Consider the following 18729-nt stretch of genomic DNA (forward strand, 5'->3'; position numbering starts at 1 on the left):
CCGCATACGGCGGTCCGAACCGGGCCTGTCAGCGGCCTTTCACGATGTCCCGAATCCTCCTGTCGGAGAGCGAGTTCGCGCCGGGGACCGTTCGCTGAATCTCTTTCACGAAGTTTCGCCGGCCAAGCCGCCTGAGTTCAGCGTATTTCGCCTTGATCGCTGCGTTCCGATCAGATTGCCGTGGCAGGCGCTCGGCCAGCTCGGGCGGGATCGGGCACCCCAGCGCCTGCGCCATGGACGCGGGCGACGCATCGCGGTTCACCTTCCATTGCTCTAGGTGGGCGATGGGTACGTTCACGCGGTTGATGTCGTCTCGTTTGTCGCAGACCACGAACGCGCGTGCTGCGCTGGCTTGCGCGGGGATCACTTGCACCGGCATCACGCATTGCCGCTCGCAGCCCGGACACACCACGCTGGCGGCCGGCCGCGCCGGTACGAGCAGCTTCTGCTTTTTCAGCGCCGCGACCGCCGCGGCGGGCCATTCGCTCAGTTCCTGCGCGCCGATGAACACGGCTTGCCCCTTGCTCGCGTCCACTCGCGCGAGCAGCTCGGCGAGCACGTCCGCAGGCGTCATGCCTGGGCAGGCTCCGCTGCTTCGTTTGCGGGTTCGGCCGCATCGGCCGGCGCCTTGGGCTCGATGCCGGAGGCATGCAGCATGTCGCGGAGCTTGAGGTCCATCTCGTCGTACTTGAGCGAGCAGGAATTGGGATGCGTGATGCGTGATGCGGATCGTCACCGCCTTGGGCGGCTTGCCGGCGTCGATTCCGACCGTCGCCGCCAGTGCCACCTGCGTGACGTTGTAGAGGGCGAGCGGCAGCGACTTGCCGACCTGCGCGAGCAGCTCGTACACCGCATCGGGGTTGTGCGTCGCATCCGCTTCCAGCGTGATGCGGTCGCCCTTCTTCACCTTCGACGACAGGCGCAGCTTCTTCACCACGCCGCCCTGAATGCCGCTGCCCGCATCGAACACGAAGCCGAAGTCTTTCTGACGCAGCGGATTGAGGTCGTACACGCGCCCGTCCTTCGGATCGGGCGGCAGCTCGGGCAGCTTCAGGATGGCCTGCGCGAACATCTCTTGCGGCGGCTCGATGGCCTTGTGCGCGCCGCGGAAGTTGAGGTCGAGCGTGCCTTCCTTCTGCGAATAGACGTAGATCACCTCGAAGGCCGGGTTGTGCGGGCGGCGGCCGAATTGATCGTCCACCCATTCGATGGCCTGCTGCGAATAGTCCTCGGGGTAGGCGAAGAAGTAATCCAGCTCGCTGGCCGGAACGGCTCCACCACGCAGTTTTTGCCCCGGCCCTCGGTGTGGTGGAAGTAATTGCGGATGAGGCCGGCCAGCTCGCGCAGGCTAGAGTCATCCAGCGCCGCCGGGACGTGCGGGAGGTTCTTGCGCTTGCGCCAGTAGGGCAGGGAATCGGCGTGATAGAACAGGCTCGCGCCCTTCCAGTACGGCTTGTGGTCGAGGAAGGTGAGCATCGCCCGCTCGTAGTAGTTCGAGAGCACCGCGAGCTTTTCGACGAAGGCCGTGCGCGCCGCCGGGTCGTGCAGGCGCCATTCCGCCTCGTCGAGGATCGCGCGGAAGCCCTTCTCGCAGGCGAGATCGAAAATCTCGCGGAACTCCGCGTCCATCTCGTTGCGCTGCGCATCGGGCAGGGCGAGCCACGCATTGAACAACTCGTCCGGCTGCGTTTCCTTCATCGCGGCGAAATCCAGGTCGCCGAACAGCCCCTGCGCCTGAAAGTAGCGCGCGAGCAGCGCATTCGGCATCTGCCGGAAGAAGTCCCGCGTCGAGTAGTACCGGGCCATGCTGTCCCTCCTTGCCGAAAAGGGGGCCGCGCTATTGGTCGTTGTAGGATGATACTGTATATTGCAGTATCTTCGCAGTACAACCGCCGCAACGAGGGCACCCATGGCCAAGGGCAAGACCAGCACGCTGACCTTCCGCATCGAACCGGCGCTGAAGGAGGCGCTGCGCGCCGCCGCCGAGCGTGAGCACCGATCGATTGCCAACATGGTGGAAGTGCTGATCCGCGACTGGTGCGGGCGGAACGGCATCGCGATTCCCGAGCAGGGCGCGCTGTTCGCGGAGGAGCGTCAGCCGTCGGCGCATGAATCGGCGACGAAGAAGGGGAGGAAGGGCTGATGGCGACGAAGAAGGAAGCCGCGCGTGGCAAGAAGCCCGCTGCGCCGCGCATAACGCGCGCGAAGACCAACAACAAGCGCCCAATCGAATCCTACGAACATCGGGACAAGCAGCGCGTCAACAACCCGCCCGTGGGGCTGGTGACGCCGGAGACCGACCCGGACGCGGGCGCGAAGAAGACCTACGCCTACGACCCGCACCTCGACCCGCAACTGGTCTGGGCGGGCAAGGCCGAGCATACCTCCTTCGAGGTGCCCACCGTATCGCTCCACGTCCACGAGCGCATCGACCCCAAGACCATCATCGAGGCGGTGCGGAAGAACGCCCTCACCCCCAGCCCCTCTCCCGGTGGGAGAGGGGAGCGCGAAGCGCCGGGTGAGGGCTATCAACTCCCCCTGTTCGAAGAAGAGCGCAAAGAGCCGCTGCGCGAGGCCGTCGAGTTCTACCGGCACAAGCACGGCTGGAGCAATCGCCTCATCGCCGGCGATAGCCTGCTGGTGATGAACTCGCTCCTGGAAAAAGAGGGCCTGGCCGGCAAGGTGCAGATGATCTACATCGACCCGCCCTACGGCATCAAGTACGGCTCCAACTTCCAGCCCTTCGTCAACAAGCGCGACGTTAAGGACGGCAAGGACGAGGACCTGACCGCCGAGCCGGAGCAGATCCGCGCCTTCCGCGACACCTGGGAACTGGGCATCCATTCCTACCTCACCTACCTGCGCGACCGCTTGCTTTTGGCGCGCGAACTCCTCACCGAGAGCGGCAGCATCTTTGTGCAGATCAGCGACGAGAACGTGCACCACGTGCGGGAGTTGATGGATGAGGTGTTTGGGGCGGGCCACTTCATCGCCTGCATTGCGTTTAAGACTTCCATTGGTCTCGGTTCCCAGCATCTCGACCGAGTATACGACCATATTGCGTGGTACGCGAAAGACAAGGATAAGGTGAAATACCGACAATTGTACTTGTCACTAGAAAGAGGCGAAGAAGGCGCAACTCGTTACACCTATGTTAGGCTGCCCAATGGTGAGGAGAGGTTATTGACGGGAGAGGAGAGGGAGAAGGCAGATCGTCTCCCTGGGGGGGCAAGGTTCTTTACAGATCAAGGTCTCACGTCGCGCACCGGTTCTGATACCACAAGAAAAGCATTTGTCTTTGAAGGTAAGGAATATGTTCCCACAGTCGGCGGTTGGAGAACCAGCATCGAAGGATTAGCGCGCTTGGCTCAGGCTGGGCGAGTACTAAAGGCAGGAGCAACGCTGCGTTTCAAGAAGTTCTTTGATGATTTCGGTGCGATTGCACTTACAAACTTCTGGGCAGATGTTGGGGGCGGGATTCAAAGCCGATCAGATCCAAAAATCTACGCAGTTCAAACGAACACAGCTGTCATCGAGCGCTGCCTCCTGATGACCACCGACCCGGGCGACCTGGTCTTCGACCCCACCTGCGGCAGCGGCACCACGGCCTATGTGGCCGAGCAGTGGGGGCGGCGCTGGATCACCTGCGACACCTCGCGCGTGGCGCTCACGCTCGCCCGCCAGCGCCTGATGACCGCCGTCTTCGACTACTACGAACTGGCCTATCCCTCACCCCAGCCCTCTCCCTCCGGGAGAGGAAGCGGAGAGAGTGTCCGCCATCCCGGAGAGAGAGGGAGTGATGGAAACCCTCTCCCAGCGGGAGAGGGTGGCCGAAGGCCGGGTGAGGGCATACAAGGCGTCTGGAACGGCTTCAAGTACAAGACCGTCCCGCACGTCACGCTCAAGTCCATCGCCAACAACCCGGAGATTGACGGCATCCACGCCCGCTGGCAGGCGCGCCTCGAACCCATCCGCGAGCAGTTGAATAAACTGCTCAAGAAAAAATGGCAGGAGTGGGAAATACCGCGTGAGACGGAAGATGCTTGGCCGAAAGAAGCCAAGAAACTGCTCGCCGACTGGTGGCAGTTGCGCCGCAAGCGCCAGGAGGAGATAGACGCCGCCATCGCTCGCCATGCGCCGCAGGAGACGCTCTACGACCAGCCCTTTGTGGACCGCAAGAAGGTGCGCGTGACCGGGCCGTTCACGGTGGAGGCCGTGCCTGCTCCAGCGGTGAAATCAGTGGATGATTTACTCCCCTCTCCCTTTGGGAGAGGGGCCGGGGGTGAGGGAGTTAGGGGTGAGGGCAAAAAGCCGCTGCCTCAGGACCTACTGGAATTTGCCCGTCAGTTGCGGAAAGAGCAAACGGATGCCGAACGCTTAATGTGGTCGCTGTTGCGCGATCGACGTTTGGCAGGATTCAAGTTCCGCCGGCAACATCCCGTTGAACCGTACGTCCTCGATTTCTATTGCCACGAAGCGCGACTTGCGGTTGAGCTTGACGGCGGCCAGCACAACGAACCCGATGCGCGGGCGCGGGATGAACAGCGCACAACGTTCCTCGAATCTCAGAGTATTCGCGTGTTGAGGTTCTGGAATAACGATGTTCTGAAAAACACAGAGGGTGTATTGCAGGCGATCTATGATGCTCTCACCCAGGGGGAGAGCCTCACCCCAACCCTCTCCCAGGGGGAGACCCTCACCCCAACCCTCTCCCAGAGGGAGGCCCTCACCCCAACCCTCTCCCAGAGGGAGGCCCTCACCCCAACCCTCTCCCAGAGGGAGGCCCTCACCCCAGCCCTCTCCCAAAGGGAGGCCCTCACCCCAGCCCTCTCCCAAAGGGAGAGGGAGTTTGTGGCCGATGCTTCCATCGCCCGCTCCGGCGAGACCCTGCGCCAGGCTGAATGGCGCGACGAACTCCTGCGCGCCGGCATTCGCGGCAAGGCCGGGCAATACATCCGCTTCGCCCGCCTGGAGCCGCTCCCCGGCTGCCGCTTCCTGCACGCCGAAGGCGAGACCCGCCCCTCCGCCGAAGGCGCCGATTCGGTGCGCGAAGATGCACCCGCCTACAGCCCCATGCGCGTGGTGGTTTCCTTCGGTCCCGAACACGCCCCGCTGGAACAACGCCAGGTCGAGCAGGCATGGGAAGAAGCGCGAAAGCTCAACCCGAAACCGAAAATGCTCATCTTCGCCGCCTTCCAGTTCGACCCCGAAGCCGCCAAAGACATTGACGAGATGAAGCCGGCACTGGCGGGGATGCAGTTCCTGAAGGTGCAGATGAACGCTGACCTTCTGACCGACGACCTCAAGAAGAAGCGCGCCAGCAATGAATCCTTCTGGCTCATCGGCCAGCCGGATGTGGAAGTTTCGAGTTTTGAGTTTTTAGTTTTAAGCGGGAGCCACGAAAGGGTTGCTGAGTATGGAACATTCAAGAAGTTATCGGGACTTGATCGATTGGAAGAAATCCATCGCCTTAGTTGGCAGGATTTATTCTTGTACGCGCTCCTTTCCCAAGGAAGAGATATATGGGCTTACCTCGCAGATCAGGAGAGCTGGGATTTCCATACCGACCAATATCGCGGAAGGGCAGGCCAGAAACAACAAAGGGGAATTCCTCCAGTTTCTTGGAATAGCCCAGGATTCGTTGGCGGAATTAGAGACATTGCCACTGATCTCACAGAATTTGGGATATCTGACCTCGACGGATGCCGAAGGATTATTGAACGATTGCGAAGCGATCGGCAAATTGTTGGCAGGCTTGAAGCGCTCGCTCATCTCCTGAATTTCCCGATCCCGCCCTCCACTAAGAACTGGCAACTCAAAACTAAAAACCTGCACCGCGTAGAGGTGCACGGCTTCGACTATTACAACACCAAAACCGGACAACTCGAATCCGGCGGCGCGGACAAGATCGCCGTCTGGATGCTCGACACCGACTACGACGGGCGCAGCCTCTACCCGCGGCAGGTCTTCTTCCCGATGGCGGGTGAGAACGAGGGCTGGGCCAGACTGGCGCGCAACCTCAAGGCCGAGATCGACGAGGAACTGATCGAGGCCTACCGCGGTACGGCCTCGCTACCCTTCGCGCCGGGCGAGCACAAGCGCATCGCGGTCAAGATCGTGGACGACCGGGGCATCGAGAGCCTGAAGGTGATAGAGCTTTCCTGATGGGCAAGACCACCATCGACCGCCTGATCATTAACTCGCCCTACGAGGAGCCGCGCTACCACTGGCGCTACGACCGCGAGTCGCGCACGTTCGATCTCGCGGACGGGCGCCGGCCAGCGGGTTATGTGGTCACCTCCGGCGAGTCGCGCGCCTTCGACGATCCAGGCATCTTCGTCGAGATTCCGCTGGTCAACCAGATTCGACCGCGCGTCAAGCCCTGGCGCGAGGCGGGCTATCCTGGCGTATCCGCCATTACCAAGCGGCTGCTGGAACACTGGCGCGACCCGGAGGAGTTCGACGCGCGCCGGTTTTTCTTCTGCCAGTTGGAAGCGGTGGAAACGCTCATCTGGCTCACCGAGGCGCCGCCTGCCGAACGGGTGGGGATCGAAATCCCCGGCGACGGCGGCGACTTCGTCCGCCAGTGCTGCAAGATGGCCACCGGCACCGGCAAGACGATTGTGATGGCGATGGTCATCGCCTGGCATATCCTCAACAAGGTGACCAACCCTCAGGATGTGCGCTTTTCGAAGAACGTGCTGGTGATCGCCCCCGGACTGACGGTCAAGAAGCGGCTGGAAGTGCTTTACCCCAGCGCGGAAGGTAATTACTACGAAGCCTTCGACATCGTGCCCTCGGCCCTGCTCGACAAGCTGCGACAGGGCAAGGTGCTGGTGCGCAACTGGCACGCACTGGCCTGGGAGAGCGAAGAGCGACTGAAAAAACGCAAGAGCGTGGATAAGCGCGGCCCCAAGAGCGACGAAGCCTACACCCGCGAGGTGCTGGGCGAGATGGCGAATGCGCACAACCTGCTGGTCATCAACGACGAAGCGCACCACGCCTGGCGCGTCAACCCCGAAGCGCGCGACAAGTACCTGCGCCAGCGCGACCTGAAAGACAGCGCCGAAGAAGCCACTGTCTGGATCGGCGGGTTGGATCGTCTCCAGCGCGCCCGCGGCTTGCTCAGGTGCTACGACTTCACCGCCACCCCTTTTGCTCCATCTGGCGGGCGCAGCGGCGAGGAAACCCTCTTCGGCTGGATCGTCAGCGACTTCGGCTTGAACGATGCCATCGAATCGGGGCTGGTCAAGACCCCGCGCGTCGTCATCCGCGACGACACCGTGCCGGATGCCCGCACCTACAAATCGCGCCTCTATCACATCTACAACGACCCGGACGTGAAAGATGACCTGAACCGCCGCGCCGAGCCGCACGAACCCCTGCCCGACCTGGTGCTGAACGCCTACTACCTGCTCGGCTACGACTGGCGCGAGACGCTCAAGGCCTGGCAGGTAGCCGGCCTGCCCACCCCGCCGGTGATGATTACCGTCGCCAACCGCACCGAGACGGCGGCGCGCGTCAAACATGCCTTCGACACGAAGCGCATTCACATTGACGAACTGTGCGACCCGCAGCGCATCCTGCACATTGATTCGAAGGTGCTCGAGGAAGCCGAAGCGAAAGAGGAGTTTTTAGTTTCTAGTGGTCAGTTTTCAGTTGCGGATGAATCGTCAGATAACCTCTCGGACGACACCGACGACTCAAAACTCAAAACTCAAAACTCAAAACTCACCAAAGCTGAGCAGTCCGAACTGCTGCGGCGGACCGTGGACACGGTGGGCAAAGTCGGTCAGCCGGGCGAGAAGATTCAGAACGTCATCTCGGTCGGCATGCTCTCCGAAGGCTGGGACGCCAGGACGGTGACGCACATCATGGGCCTGCGCGCCTTCACCTCGCAGTTGCTCTGTGAGCAAGTGGTGGGGCGCGGCCTGCGGCGCACCTCCTACGAAGTCAACCCGCAGACCAGGCTGTTCGAGCCGGAGTACGTCAACATCTTCGGCGTGCCGTTTACCTTTTTGCCGCACGAAAGCACCGAAAGCGGCCCGCCCCCGCCGCCGACGCCGAAGACGCTCGTCCAGGTGGACCCGGCCAAAGCCGCCTATGAAATCCGCTGGCCGAACGTGGTGCGCATTGAGCATATTTTCCAACCCATCCTTGTCGTGGATTGGTCGCACCTGACCCCGCTGGAACTGGACGCGGCGCAGACCGCCCAGGTCGCAGAACTGGCCCCGATCCTCGAAGGCAAGCCGGACGTGACGAAGATCGAGCGCATCGAGCTGGAAAAGCTGGCGCGCGAGTTCCGCACTCAACGCATCATCTTCGAAACGGCGCGCGACGTGTTCGACCAGATGAAGCACACCTGGAAGGGCAGCCGCGAGGTGCTGCTGGCCCAATTGATTCGCATTGTGGAGCAATTCATCCGCTCCGACCGCATCACCATCACGCCGCCGCTTTTCTATCAGGATGAATTGCGCCGGCGGCTGATCATCACGCTCAACATGTCGCGCGTGGTGCAGCACGTGCTGGACGCCGTCCACCAGGAAAACACCGAGCGCCTGGAGCCGGTCTTTGACCGCGATCATCCTATCCGTTCCACCGGTGACGTGCGCACCTGGTACACGGGCAAGCCGTGCGAGCGCACCCGCAAGTCGCACATCAACGTCTGTGTGTATGACAGCACCTGGGAGGCGTCGGACGCCTTCGCGCTGGACGACAGCGACGCCGTTGTCGCCTGGGTTAAGAATGACCATCTCGGCTTTGAGATTGCCTATTTCTACCAGGGCGTGGTGCGCAAATATCGCCCCGACTTTCTCGTGCGGCTGGCCAACGGCGACATGCTCGTCCTGGAAACGAAAGGGCAGGACACAGAGCAGGACCAGGTCAAGCGCCGTTATCTCGACGAATGGACGCAGGCGGTGAACGCGCACGGCGCTTTCGGGCGCTGGCGGTACGCCGTGGCGAAGAACCCCGGGGAGATTCGCGACATCCTGCTTCAAGCGGCGGAAGCGAGGACGACGGCTTAGGCTCCGCCATCGACGCAGCCTAGGACCACCCGTCACGCCGCTTGCAGATGCAAAGGCGCAAGCGTCGCGCCGGGCTGCGTCGTCGCGGGTTCGACCGCCGCCAGCGCGCATGAAGCCGCGCCCTGGCTCAGTGCCTTCGGTTGACGCCGTCCCTGCTAATCCGCCGCCGCTTCGCCACTGCGGGCTTCATGCTGCGCTATCCAAGCCCTTGCGGCTCGCAGGCGGCTGCCGCGTCGCGTGGTGGCGCGCCGGGAGTAACCAGGCCGATGATCTTTCCATTCTGTGCCTTCACGAGCCGCAGTGATTCCGCCAGATCCGAATCGTTGGAAACGATCACGGCGCAGCTGTATACGTTCAGCCAAGCGTCGTTGAGAACGTGCAGGGCGAGGTTCACGTCCGAGCCCTTTTCCTCGTTCTTCCATACTTGGACGCTGGGCGGCGGCGGGTTGGCGTGCTCCATTGAAATCTGGTGGCGCAGGAAGTGCCCGTAGTACAGCTCGACGAGCGGGCAATGGGCCTGAAGAGCGCGCAGGTAAGTATCCTGGCGGACGTTGACGTTGGGATCGCCGGGCGAGGGCTGTACGCGGGCGGTGAAGTATTTGACCTTCACCAGCGCGTTTTGCGGACCCAGCACTTTTTGGAACAGCGCCACTGGATCGAGCCATTTCCAGGGCGTGCCCCGGACTGCACCGTAGTAGAAGTTGAAGCCGTCCACATCGACGATGGTCCGGAAGGGACCTTTCGCCACGGCTTTTCTATCCCCAAAAAAGCAAGGGCCTCCGAAGAGGCCCCGCGCCCGGCAGCCGAAGCCGCCGGGGTAGTAGTTTCAAATGATACCGAAGAACGCCGCCGGCATCCAAGTACGTCAGACAGAACGCCGGATCGGGATTACCTCGGCGCTCGCTTTAAGCGCGTCCAGATAGTCCGCCCACGCCTGCATCATCTTGCGCCGCTCGGGCAGGTGTTCGGCGAAGTTGTAGGCCGCGCTCACGGCATTGCGCTCGGCGTGCGCGAGCTGCCGCTCGATGACCTGATGGTTCCAGCCCTGTTCGTGCAGAAGGGTAGAGGCCATGCTGCGAGGTCATCTCGTCCTTCGCGTAGCCCATGCGCCGCAGCGCGGCGAGGATGGCGTTTTCGCTCATCGGCCGCTCGCGCGACCGGCCGCCGGGAAAGACATAGCAGGGTGAATCTGGCTTCGAGGGGATCGCCCGGTTGGTCAGTGGCTCCAGCTCGCGCAGGATCGCGACCGCCTGCCGTGACAGCGGCACGATGTGCTGCTCGCGCATCTTCATCCGCTCGGCAGGGATGCGCCATTCGCCCTTGTCGAGGTCGAATTCGCACCACTGCGCCTTGCGCAGTTCGCCGGGCCGGACAAAGACCAGCGGCGCGAGGCGCAGCGCGCACTTCGTCGCAAAGAAGCCCTCGTAAGCGTTAATCGCCCGGAGCAATTCGCCAATGCGCTTCGGTTCGGTGATGGAGGCGTGGTGTTTCGCCTTTGGCGAGGGCAGGGCGCCGCGCAGGTCGCCCGTAGGGTCGCGCTCGGCGCGGCCGGTGGCCACTGCGTAGCGGAAGACCTGGCCGCAGTTCTGCATCGCCCGATGGGCGGTTTCCAGCGCGCCGCGGCTTTCGATCCGGCGCAGGACGGCAAGCAATTCCGGCGCCTTGATCTCGGCGATGGGGCGCTTCCCGATCCATGGGAACAGGTCTTTCTCCAGCCGTTTCAGGATGCGGTCGCCGTGACTGGCGACCCAGCCGGGCGAGAACTTCGCGTGCCATTCGCGCGCGATGGCCTCGAAGCTCTCCGCGCCCGCCTGCGCGACCTTCTCCGCGCGTCGCGCCTGTCCAGGGTCGATGCCCGCGGCAAGCTGCTGGCGCGCTACGTCGCGCTTCTCCCGCGCGGCCTTCAGGCTCACATCGGGATAGACGCCGAGCGAGAGCCGCTTTTCCTTGCCGCCAAAGCGGTACTTCCAGCGCCACCACTTGCCGCCTGCCGGGTTGACCTCCAGGTACAGGCCGCCGCCGTCGAAGAGCTTCACGGCTTTGGCCTGCGGCTTGGCACGGCGAATCGCGGTGTCGGTCAGCGGCATGTGGGGGCAACTCCTGTCCGTCGTCTCCCTGTTGCCCCCAAAGTTGCCCCACATTTGGGGGCAGCTTTCATCGGAAGGCATGAGACCATGCCGGACATTATGCAATAAAAAAACCCACTGTTGACAGTGGGTTGGTGGACTTCTTCGGTTCCCCTTGGAAGGGTTGGTGGTGGAGGCGGCGGGAATCGAACCCGCGTCCGCAAGCCCTCTGCCCTTGGTTCTACATGCTTAGCCCGCTCTATTGGGTCTAGCCTCCCGGCGCCCGAGGGGCAGGGCACTCGGTCGGCGAGTCCGGTGGAGTTTTAGCGGATCAAGTCCGGACACCCATCACCGCGATCCGATGTCTGGTTACCCCAGGAACCCGCCGTCCATCGGCAAGCGGCGGTCTGAGGCCCGCTGGGGTTAGGCAGCGAGAGCGTAGCTGTCGTCGTTGGCAGCTGTTGGTGTGCGGATAGTTTTACGAGGTCTCCCGCACCTCGGCATGCACCTCAGGTTTTGCGACCCACGTCGAAACCATGTCGCCCCCGAGTCTGTCGGCACTATAGAACCGGCGAAGGCATATTGCAATAACTATTGGCATTTTGCGCGCCGGCGCGCACGAAGCATGGGGCATGGGCGAGATGATGGCTGAAATGCCTGCCCTCAATGCCTTGCTCGGCGAGATAAACAATGCTTCAAGCAGGTTGGCAAAATTGGTGGGCCCAGTAGGACTCGAACCTACAACCCACGGATTATGAGTCCGCCGCTCTGACCGATTGAGCTATGGGCCCAAGGTGGGGAATAACGGGCTTGAAAGGCCGGCGGTGGGGATCATCACCGGCGCGGTTGCGCCCTCCCTGGCGCCAAGAGATTATTCGCTGTCTAGGAAACTGCGCAATTTTTCAGATCGGCTCGGGTGGCGTAGTTTGCGCAGGGCCTTGGCCTCGATCTGCCGGATGCGCTCGCGCGTGACATCGAATTGTTTGCCGACCTCTTCTAAGGTGTGATCGGTATTCATGTCAATGCCAAAGCGCATCCGCAGGACCTTGGCCTCGCGCGAGGTCAGACTGGCCAGCATGTGCTGGGTGGCCTCACGCAGCCCGGCCACGGTTGCCGCCTCGAGCGGTGAGATTGCGGTTGAGTCCTCGATGAAATCGCCGAGATGCGAGTCCTCGTCGTCGCCAATCGGGGTCTCCATCGAGATGGGTTCCTTGGCGATCTTCAAGACCTTGCGCACCTTATCCTCGGGCATGTCCATGCGCGCTGCTAGCTCCTCAGGGGTGGCCTCACGCCCCATCTCCTGAACCATCTGGCGGGAGATGCGATTGAGCTTGTTGATCGTCTCAATCATGTGCACCGGAATACGGATGGTGCGCGCCTGATCGGCGATCGAGCGGGTGATGGCCTGGCGGATCCACCAGGTCGCATACGTAGAGAACTTGTAGCCACGGCGGTACTCGAACTTGTCGACCGCCTTCATCAGGCCGATATTGCCCTCCTGGATCAAGTCAAGGAACTGCAAGCCGCGGTTGGTGTATTTTTTAGCGATCGAGATCACCAGGCGCAGATTGGCCTCGATCATCTCCTTTTTGGCCCGGCGTGCCTTGGCCTCACCGATCGACATCTTGCGGTTGACATCCTTGATCTCACTGATTGTTAGGATGTTTTCGCGCTCGATCTCCTGGAGCTTGCGCTGGGCGCGGCGGATCTCGGAGGCTAGCTCGGCAAGACGGGCGCTGTATGGTTTGCCGCTCGCGATCAAGCCATCAAGCCAGGCAGGGTTGGTTTCATTGGTTGGGAAACTGTCGATGAACTCTTTGCGCGGCATGGCGGCTTGTTCGACGCATAGCTGCATGATGGCGCGTTCCTGGGTGCGGATGCGCTCGATGGTGGCGCGCAGGATCTCGGCCAGTTCCTGGAAGACCGGCGTGACCAGCTTGAATTGCAAAAACACCTCGGAGACGGCCTGCATGGCAGCACGGGAGCGCTCGTCATCGCGCCCGTATTGTTCAAGCGCAGTCTTTAGGATTTGGTAGCGCTCGCGCAGCAGATGGGCGCGGCGTGCGGCATCCTCTGGGTCGGGGCCTGCATCCACCACGACGGCGGCATCTTCGTCTTCCTCGCCATCGAGTTCAGCCGCTTCGAGGTCGAGCACCGCCTTTTCGATCTCGGCATCGGGGTCGGCGATCAGGGGAAGCTCGGCATCAGCTGTTTCGGTGGCTTGATCGAGATGTTCGTCGTTGAATCCGCAGATCACGTCGGTGAGACGCAGTTCCTCGCGATCGATCCGGTCAAGGATCTCGATCAGCTTTTCGATGGATCGCGGATAGATTGAAAGGGCCGACAGGACCTGATTCAGCCCTTCTTCGATGCGCTTGGCGATCTGCAGCTCACCTTCGCGGGTCAGCAGATCTACGGTCCCCATCTCGCGCATATACATCCGCACCGGATCGGTGGTGCGTCCGAACTCGCTATCGACGGATGCCGCGAGTACCGCCGCTGCCTCAGCGGCCTCATCATCCGATACCGGAGTGTCGCTGAGGGTATGATCGAGCATATCCGGAGGGCTTTCCTGTACTAGGATGCCCATGTCATTGATCATCCGGACGATATCTTCGATCTGGTCAGTCTCGACAATGCCAGGAGGGAGATGGTCGTTGACCTCGGTATAGGTCAGATAACCTTGTTCCTTACCCTTGGCAATCAATTGTTTGAGTTGAGACTGCTGGTATTCTTGATCCATGGGTTACCTTGGTCTGGATACAGCTCAGGCATTCTCACTAAAAATAACTAATTATCTTAACATAGAAATTTTCTATCTCATAGCAAACGACCTCCAGACGGCCTTTCACAGTGACATTTGCAAGACAATAGATAGACGATCTAAATAAAAAAGCTAGGCCGATCAGGTGTTGCCCAGTGGTTTGGTGAGGCGAGCGCGCTCTTCCTCCGTCCATTCGCTAGGGCGGCGCTTGTTGAACGCCTGACGCCATTCCTGTTCGCGCACCTCGGTGTTCAGGCGTTCCAAGGCGCCGATCAGCTCAGCGCACGCCCCGGCATCGTCTAGCGCCGGCAACAGGGGATCGAGGAGCAGGTCTTGGAGATGGTTGAAATAGGGCCGGTCGCGCCAGCGCTCCAAGAGCTGGCTTGTGGAGAGGTTGGGCGATTGTGCCAGGGTGTCAAGCAATTCTCCGAGGATTGCGATACCGTTGCGTGATGAGCGCCGCCATTCGGGGTTGATGGCCAGGGCATGGTGTGCCAAATGGGGGCGGTCGAGCAGGGTGGCCACCGCCTGAGCTACCAGGCTCGGGGATTGCAATCGCGGCAAGCGGGTAGGAGAAGGGAGGCGCTCAGGGGCAAGGGCCGGACTGAGCTGTTGGAGCGGCAGACCGACGACATCGCTGAGCCGCTGGGCTAATAGGGTGCGGTAGGGGCCAGACGGCAGGCGCTCGAGCAGGGGGATGAGCCGGGCCGCATACTGCATGCGCCCATCGAGGGTGGTGAGGTCAATATCTTCAGCCTGCCGGGCAAAAAGCACCTCGGAGAGCGGCTGGGCCTGAGTGAGACGCGCCTGAAATCCGTCGCTGCCCTCTTGTCGCACCAAGGTATCTGGGTCTTCGCCTTCGGGCAGGAACAAAAACCGGATGATCTGATGGCCGTTCACCAAGGGTAAGGCCGTCTCAAGCGCCCGCCAGGCGGCAGCGCGTCCGGCGCGATCGCCATCGAAACAAAAGATGATCTCGGGCGCAAGTTTAAGCAGGTGATGGAGATGGTCAGCAGTCGTGGCAGTCCCCAAAGTGGCCACGGCCTGGGTGATGCCGAACTGGGCCAAGGCGATCACATCGAGATAGCCTTCGACCACAATCACGGATTTGAGGCTGCGGTTGGCCTGTTGGGCCTCGTAGAGCCCATACAGCTCATGGCCCTTGCGAAAGAGCGGTGTCTCGGGTGAATTGAGATATTTGGGTTGGCCAGCGCCGAGGATACGCCCGCCAAAGCCGATCACTCGCCCGCGGCGATCGCGGATCGGGAACATGATCCGATCGCGAAAACGGTCATAGCACCGTCCATCCTGGGTAGCGATGAGTCCGGCGCTCTGGAGATGGCCCAGGGTCTTGTCATCGGCGCCAAAGCGGCGGAGCAGGGCCTGGCCATCTGGCGGCGCATAACCGAGGCCATAACGGGCAGCGATCTCGCCGCTCAGCCCCCGTCCCTTGAGATAGTCGATTGCGCGCCTAGCCTGGGGGTGTTTGCGCAGTTGCTGGCGGTAATAGTCGGCGGCCTCTTGCAGGAGGCGATAGAGCGGTGCGTCATCGCGGTCGGGCCTGGTCTGGGCGCCTTCGGTGGGGAGTTCAAGCCCAACACGCTGAGCCAATTCCTCGACCGCTTCGCGGAAAGAGAGACGATCATAGGCCATCAAAAAGCCGATGGCCGAACCATGCGCTCCGCACCCAAAGCAGTGATAGAACTGTTTGTCCGGGCTGACAGTAAAGGACGGGGTCTTCTCGCTATGGAAGGGGCACAGCCCTGTGTAATCTTTACCCACCTTGCGCAACTTCAGGCGCGTGCCGATCAGCTCGACGATGTCGGTTCGCGCCAGGACCTGATCGATGAATTCAGGCGGGATACGGCCAGACATGGGCCTTTGGCGTCTAACCCCCGAGACGCTGTTTGACCAGGGCGCTGACCGCCCCGAGATCGGCACGCCCTTGGAGCTTAGAGCGCAGTACATTCATCACCCGCCCCATGTCGCTAAGACCCTGAGCGCCTTGTTCGGCGATGGCCGAGGTAATCAGTTCCCCGATCTCGGCCTCGGTGAGGGCAGGGGGAAGATAGCCTTGGATCACCTCGATCTCAAAGCGCTCGGCGGCGGCCAGATCCTCGCGCCCAGCCGTCTCATATTGGGCGATCGCATCGCGCCGCTGCTTGATCAGTTTGTCGAGCACAGCCAGGGTTTGGGCATCATCAAGCTCGATTCGTTCGTCGATCTCGCGCTGCTTGATGGCTGCTAGGATTAGGCGGATCACCCCCAGCCGGGTCTTGTCGCCCGCTTTGAGGGCAGATTTCATGTCATCCTGGATACGCGATTTGAGCATGGCGAAATGGAATGCTCAGTAGGGCCGCTCCCAGCGGCGAGCCTCGCGTTGCAGCTTTTTCTGGTAGCGCTTGATGGCGGCGATCTTTTTGCGTTTGCGTTCGGCGGTCGGTTTTTCATAGAACTCGCGGCGGCGGACTTCGGCGAGCACGCCCGCCTTCTCGCAAGAGCGTTTGAAACGCCGCATGGCAATTTCGAATGGCTCGTTTTCTTTGACACGTACGCTGGGCATAGGGGATCGGATCTCCGGTTGCTCGATACAGTTGAAATAAAAGATTTTGAATGATAGCGCATGACCTGGCCCATAGGCAAAGGTTATCCTACGCCAACCTCTGGTTTGGTGAGAGCGAGGAAACAATGGGCATGCGGGTACTGGGGATCGAGACCTCTTGTGACGAGACTGGGGTGGCTATCTATGAGGAGGGCTATGGTCTACGGGCGCAAGCGGTCTATTCTCAGGCCGAGGTGCATGCTGCCTATGGTGGCGTGGTGCCTGAGCTGGCCTCGCGCGATCATATCCGCAAGACCCTGCCTCTGATCCACCAGGTGCTTGACGATGCGGGCATCGAGTCGGTTGACGGGGTGGCCTATACCGCAGGTCCGGGGCTGATCGGCGCGCTGCTGGTCGGTGCTGGAATCGGACGCGCCCTGGCCTGGGCCTGGCAGGTCCCGGCGATCGGCGTACATCATATGGAAGGGCATCTGTTGGCGCCCTTGCTCGAAGACCCAGCGCCTGCCTTTCCCTTTGTGGCGCTCTTGGTCTCGGGCGGCCATACCCAATTGGTCGATGTCTTGGGGATCGGGCGTTATCGAATCTTGGGGGAGTCGCTCGATGATGCCGCCGGTGAGTCGTTCGATAAAACGGCCAAGATCCTCGGGCTCCCTTATCCCGGCGGACCCGCTCTAGCCTCCCTTGCCAAGCAGGGTGATCCCAAGCGTTTTTGCTTTCCGCGTCCGATGACTGATCGTCCGGGGCTTGCGTTCAGCTTTAGCGGCCTGAAGACCCATGCCTTACAGACCTGGCAGACGGAGCGAGAACGCGCCGCCGATGCGGATCAGTTGCGTGCCGACATCGCCCGCGCCTTCGAGGAGGCAGTGGTCGAGACCCTGGTGATCAAATGCCGCCGCGCTTTACGCCTGACAGGGCGGCGGCGGCTGGTTCTTGCCGGCGGGGTCAGCGCCAATCGGCGTCTGCGCCAACGGATGGATGAGGCCATTGCTACGCTCGGCGGCCAAACCTATTATCCGCGTCCCGCACTCTGTACGGATAACGGGGCCATGATCGCCTTTGCCGGCTATCAACGCATCAAATCGGGCCAGCATGAGCCGCTCGCCTTTGCGCCGCGCGCCCGTTGGCCCTTGGACGAATTGATACCAGCGGAGGTGGGCGCGGTATAGACGCGATCAGTTCCCCCCTAGATCTTCCGAGCCCTTGAGTCTGATCGGCTGCTCGGTCCCCGCGACCAGATTATGGATATTGCGCCGATGCCGCCAGATTAAAAGCCCAGTGATGATGAGCTGCATGCCGATCAGTGCCCGCTCATCCCAGAATAGCCAGACAAAGAAGGGTGCAAATGCCATCGAGATCAACGCAGACAGCGAAGAAATCTTAAGCACCCGGGCAACGAACAACCATACCGCTGCGGTGCATAGACCGATCGGCCAATAGAGCCCAAACTGAACGCCGAGCGCCGTGGCCACCCCTTTGCCCCCTTGAAAGCCGAAAAACACCGGATAGAGGTGGCCGATGAAGGCCGCAAGCCCGATCCCAGCTAGGGTCAGAGGGGGGGCACCCAGGGCATGGCCGATAAGCATGGGGATCAGCCCTTTGAGGCTATCGCCCAGCAGGGTAATGGCCGCGGCCTTCTTGCCGCCGATGCGCAGGACATTGGTCGCACCTGGATTATTTGAACCTTGCGTGCGTGGGTCGGGCAGACCCATGAGACGGCAGACCAGGATGGCGCTAGAGATCGAGCCCAGCAGATAGGCAGTGAGAATGAGCAAGGTGGCGGTGATCATGGCGAGTCAAGCGTCTAGATTGGCATCCAATGGGAGTGACACACTGTATCATGAGCGACATCGTCTTTATCCGCGGACTGCGCCTCGAGACCCGCATCGGTATCCATCCTTGGGAGCAGCGCAGTACGCGCCCCATTATCCTGGATCTGCAACTGTCCGCCGATGCCAGGCGCGCAGCAGCGAGTGATCGCATCGAGGATGCGCTCGATTACGAGGCCGTCGCCCGTAGGCTGCGCGAGCTGGTGATCCAAGGCCGCTATGCCCTGGTCGAGACCCTGGCCGAACGCTGCGCCCAGGTGTTACTGGATGAGTTTGGCGTCAGATGGCTACGGCTTGAGCTCAACAAACCAGGCGCAGTCGGCGAGGGCACGGATGTCGGGGTCATCATCGAACGCGGCCAGCGGGTTGATTAGGGGCCCTGTTGCTAGGCAAGTAATGAGGCGATAAACAGGGTGCTGCCGCGCTCTGGCTGGGGCCGGACCCAGCGCATGTCCGGGCGGCCACACCAATCTGGTCATCCCTG

The 18729-nt window shown here is 61.6% G+C and carries 14 protein-coding genes, 1 tRNA gene and 1 other RNA gene; 5 read left to right on the forward strand and 11 right to left on the reverse strand.

Annotated elements, in window-relative coordinates:
• Positions 1-28 precede the first annotated feature (28 nt).
• Both GWK36_RS14805 and GWK36_RS14810 read right to left on the reverse strand, forming a co-directional pair.
• Complete coding sequence (locus GWK36_RS14805; RefSeq protein WP_210756855.1) at positions 29-1201, reverse strand: hypothetical protein; 1173 nt, start codon at positions 1199-1201, stop codon at positions 29-31.
• A complete protein-coding gene (locus tag GWK36_RS14810; protein ID WP_210756856.1) occupies positions 1153-1806 on the reverse strand; it encodes a hypothetical protein in 654 nt (217 codons plus the stop codon). The genes GWK36_RS14805 and GWK36_RS14810 overlap by 49 nt, the downstream gene beginning before the upstream one ends.
• 103 nt (positions 1807-1909) lie before the next feature.
• On the opposite strand from GWK36_RS14810, the gene GWK36_RS04265 reads away from it, so the two are divergent.
• From GWK36_RS04265 to GWK36_RS04290, 3 genes are read left to right on the forward strand one after another with little or no spacing between them, the layout of a single operon-like run.
• Positions 1910-2143 carry a type II toxin-antitoxin system antitoxin gene (locus GWK36_RS04265; RefSeq protein ID WP_166270101.1) on the forward strand — a complete coding sequence of 78 codons (234 nt, stop codon included), beginning with the start codon at positions 1910-1912 and terminating at the stop codon, positions 2141-2143.
• Positions 2143-6165 (forward strand): DUF559 domain-containing protein, encoded by a 4023-nt coding sequence (locus tag GWK36_RS15995; RefSeq protein WP_425482777.1) that lies wholly within the window; start codon positions 2143-2145, stop codon positions 6163-6165. The genes GWK36_RS04265 and GWK36_RS15995 overlap by 1 nt, the downstream gene beginning before the upstream one ends.
• Entirely contained in the window at positions 6165-9026 is a 2862-nt protein-coding gene (locus tag GWK36_RS04290; protein WP_210756857.1) for a BPTD_3080 family restriction endonuclease, read from the forward strand. The genes GWK36_RS15995 and GWK36_RS04290 overlap by 1 nt, the downstream gene beginning before the upstream one ends.
• Before the next feature lie 196 nt (positions 9027-9222).
• On the opposite strand, the gene GWK36_RS04295 is transcribed toward GWK36_RS04290, so the two are convergent.
• The 8 genes from GWK36_RS04295 to rpsU form a co-directional block, all read right to left on the reverse strand.
• Complete coding sequence (locus GWK36_RS04295; RefSeq protein ID WP_166270102.1) at positions 9223-9774, reverse strand: NYN domain-containing protein; 552 nt, start codon at positions 9772-9774, stop codon at positions 9223-9225.
• Positions 9775-9931: 157 nt separating this feature from the next.
• The gene (locus GWK36_RS04300) at positions 9932-11113 is read right to left on the reverse strand and encodes a tyrosine-type recombinase/integrase (protein ID WP_246237674.1); all 1182 of its coding nucleotides are present in this window, start codon (positions 11111-11113) and stop codon (positions 9932-9934) included.
• A 167-nt stretch (positions 11114-11280) separates the two neighbouring features.
• Positions 11281-11639: a transfer-messenger RNA gene (gene ssrA, locus GWK36_RS04305) on the reverse strand.
• Positions 11640-11806: 167 nt separating this feature from the next.
• Positions 11807-11883: transfer RNA gene (locus tag GWK36_RS04310), tRNA-Ile, on the reverse strand.
• Positions 11884-11963: 80 nt separating this feature from the next.
• A complete protein-coding gene (gene rpoD / locus GWK36_RS04315) occupies positions 11964-13835 on the reverse strand; it encodes an RNA polymerase sigma factor RpoD (RefSeq protein ID WP_166270103.1) in 1872 nt (623 codons plus the stop codon).
• Between the two features lie 162 nt (positions 13836-13997).
• Positions 13998-15731: a DNA primase gene (dnaG, locus tag GWK36_RS04320; RefSeq protein ID WP_166270104.1), complete on the reverse strand. Its 1734-nt coding sequence runs from the start codon at positions 15729-15731 to the stop codon at positions 13998-14000.
• A 13-nt stretch (positions 15732-15744) separates the two neighbouring features.
• The gene (locus tag GWK36_RS04325; protein WP_166270105.1) at positions 15745-16188 is read right to left on the reverse strand and encodes a GatB/YqeY domain-containing protein; all 444 of its coding nucleotides are present in this window, start codon (positions 16186-16188) and stop codon (positions 15745-15747) included.
• Positions 16189-16203: 15 nt separating this feature from the next.
• Entirely contained in the window at positions 16204-16419 is a 216-nt protein-coding gene (gene rpsU / locus GWK36_RS04330) for a 30S ribosomal protein S21 (RefSeq protein WP_166270106.1), read from the reverse strand.
• A 131-nt stretch (positions 16420-16550) separates the two neighbouring features.
• On the opposite strand from rpsU, the gene tsaD reads away from it, so the two are divergent.
• Positions 16551-17585 (forward strand): tRNA (adenosine(37)-N6)-threonylcarbamoyltransferase complex transferase subunit TsaD, encoded by a 1035-nt coding sequence (gene tsaD / locus GWK36_RS04335; protein WP_166270107.1) that lies wholly within the window; start codon positions 16551-16553, stop codon positions 17583-17585.
• Between the two features lie 6 nt (positions 17586-17591).
• Here tsaD and plsY read toward each other — a convergent pair whose 3' ends face one another.
• Positions 17592-18206, reverse strand: coding sequence for a glycerol-3-phosphate 1-O-acyltransferase PlsY (plsY, locus tag GWK36_RS04340; protein ID WP_166270108.1), 615 nt, complete (start codon positions 18204-18206; stop codon positions 17592-17594).
• Between the two features lie 50 nt (positions 18207-18256).
• Here plsY and folB point away from each other — a divergent pair, with 50 nt between their 5' ends.
• The gene (gene folB / locus GWK36_RS04345) at positions 18257-18619 is read left to right on the forward strand and encodes a dihydroneopterin aldolase (RefSeq protein ID WP_166270109.1); all 363 of its coding nucleotides are present in this window, start codon (positions 18257-18259) and stop codon (positions 18617-18619) included.
• The last annotated feature ends 110 nt before the right edge of the window (positions 18620-18729 follow it).

This window comes from Caldichromatium japonicum, from assembly GCF_011290485.1.
GTDB lineage: Bacteria > Pseudomonadota > Gammaproteobacteria > Chromatiales > Chromatiaceae > Thermochromatium > Thermochromatium japonicum.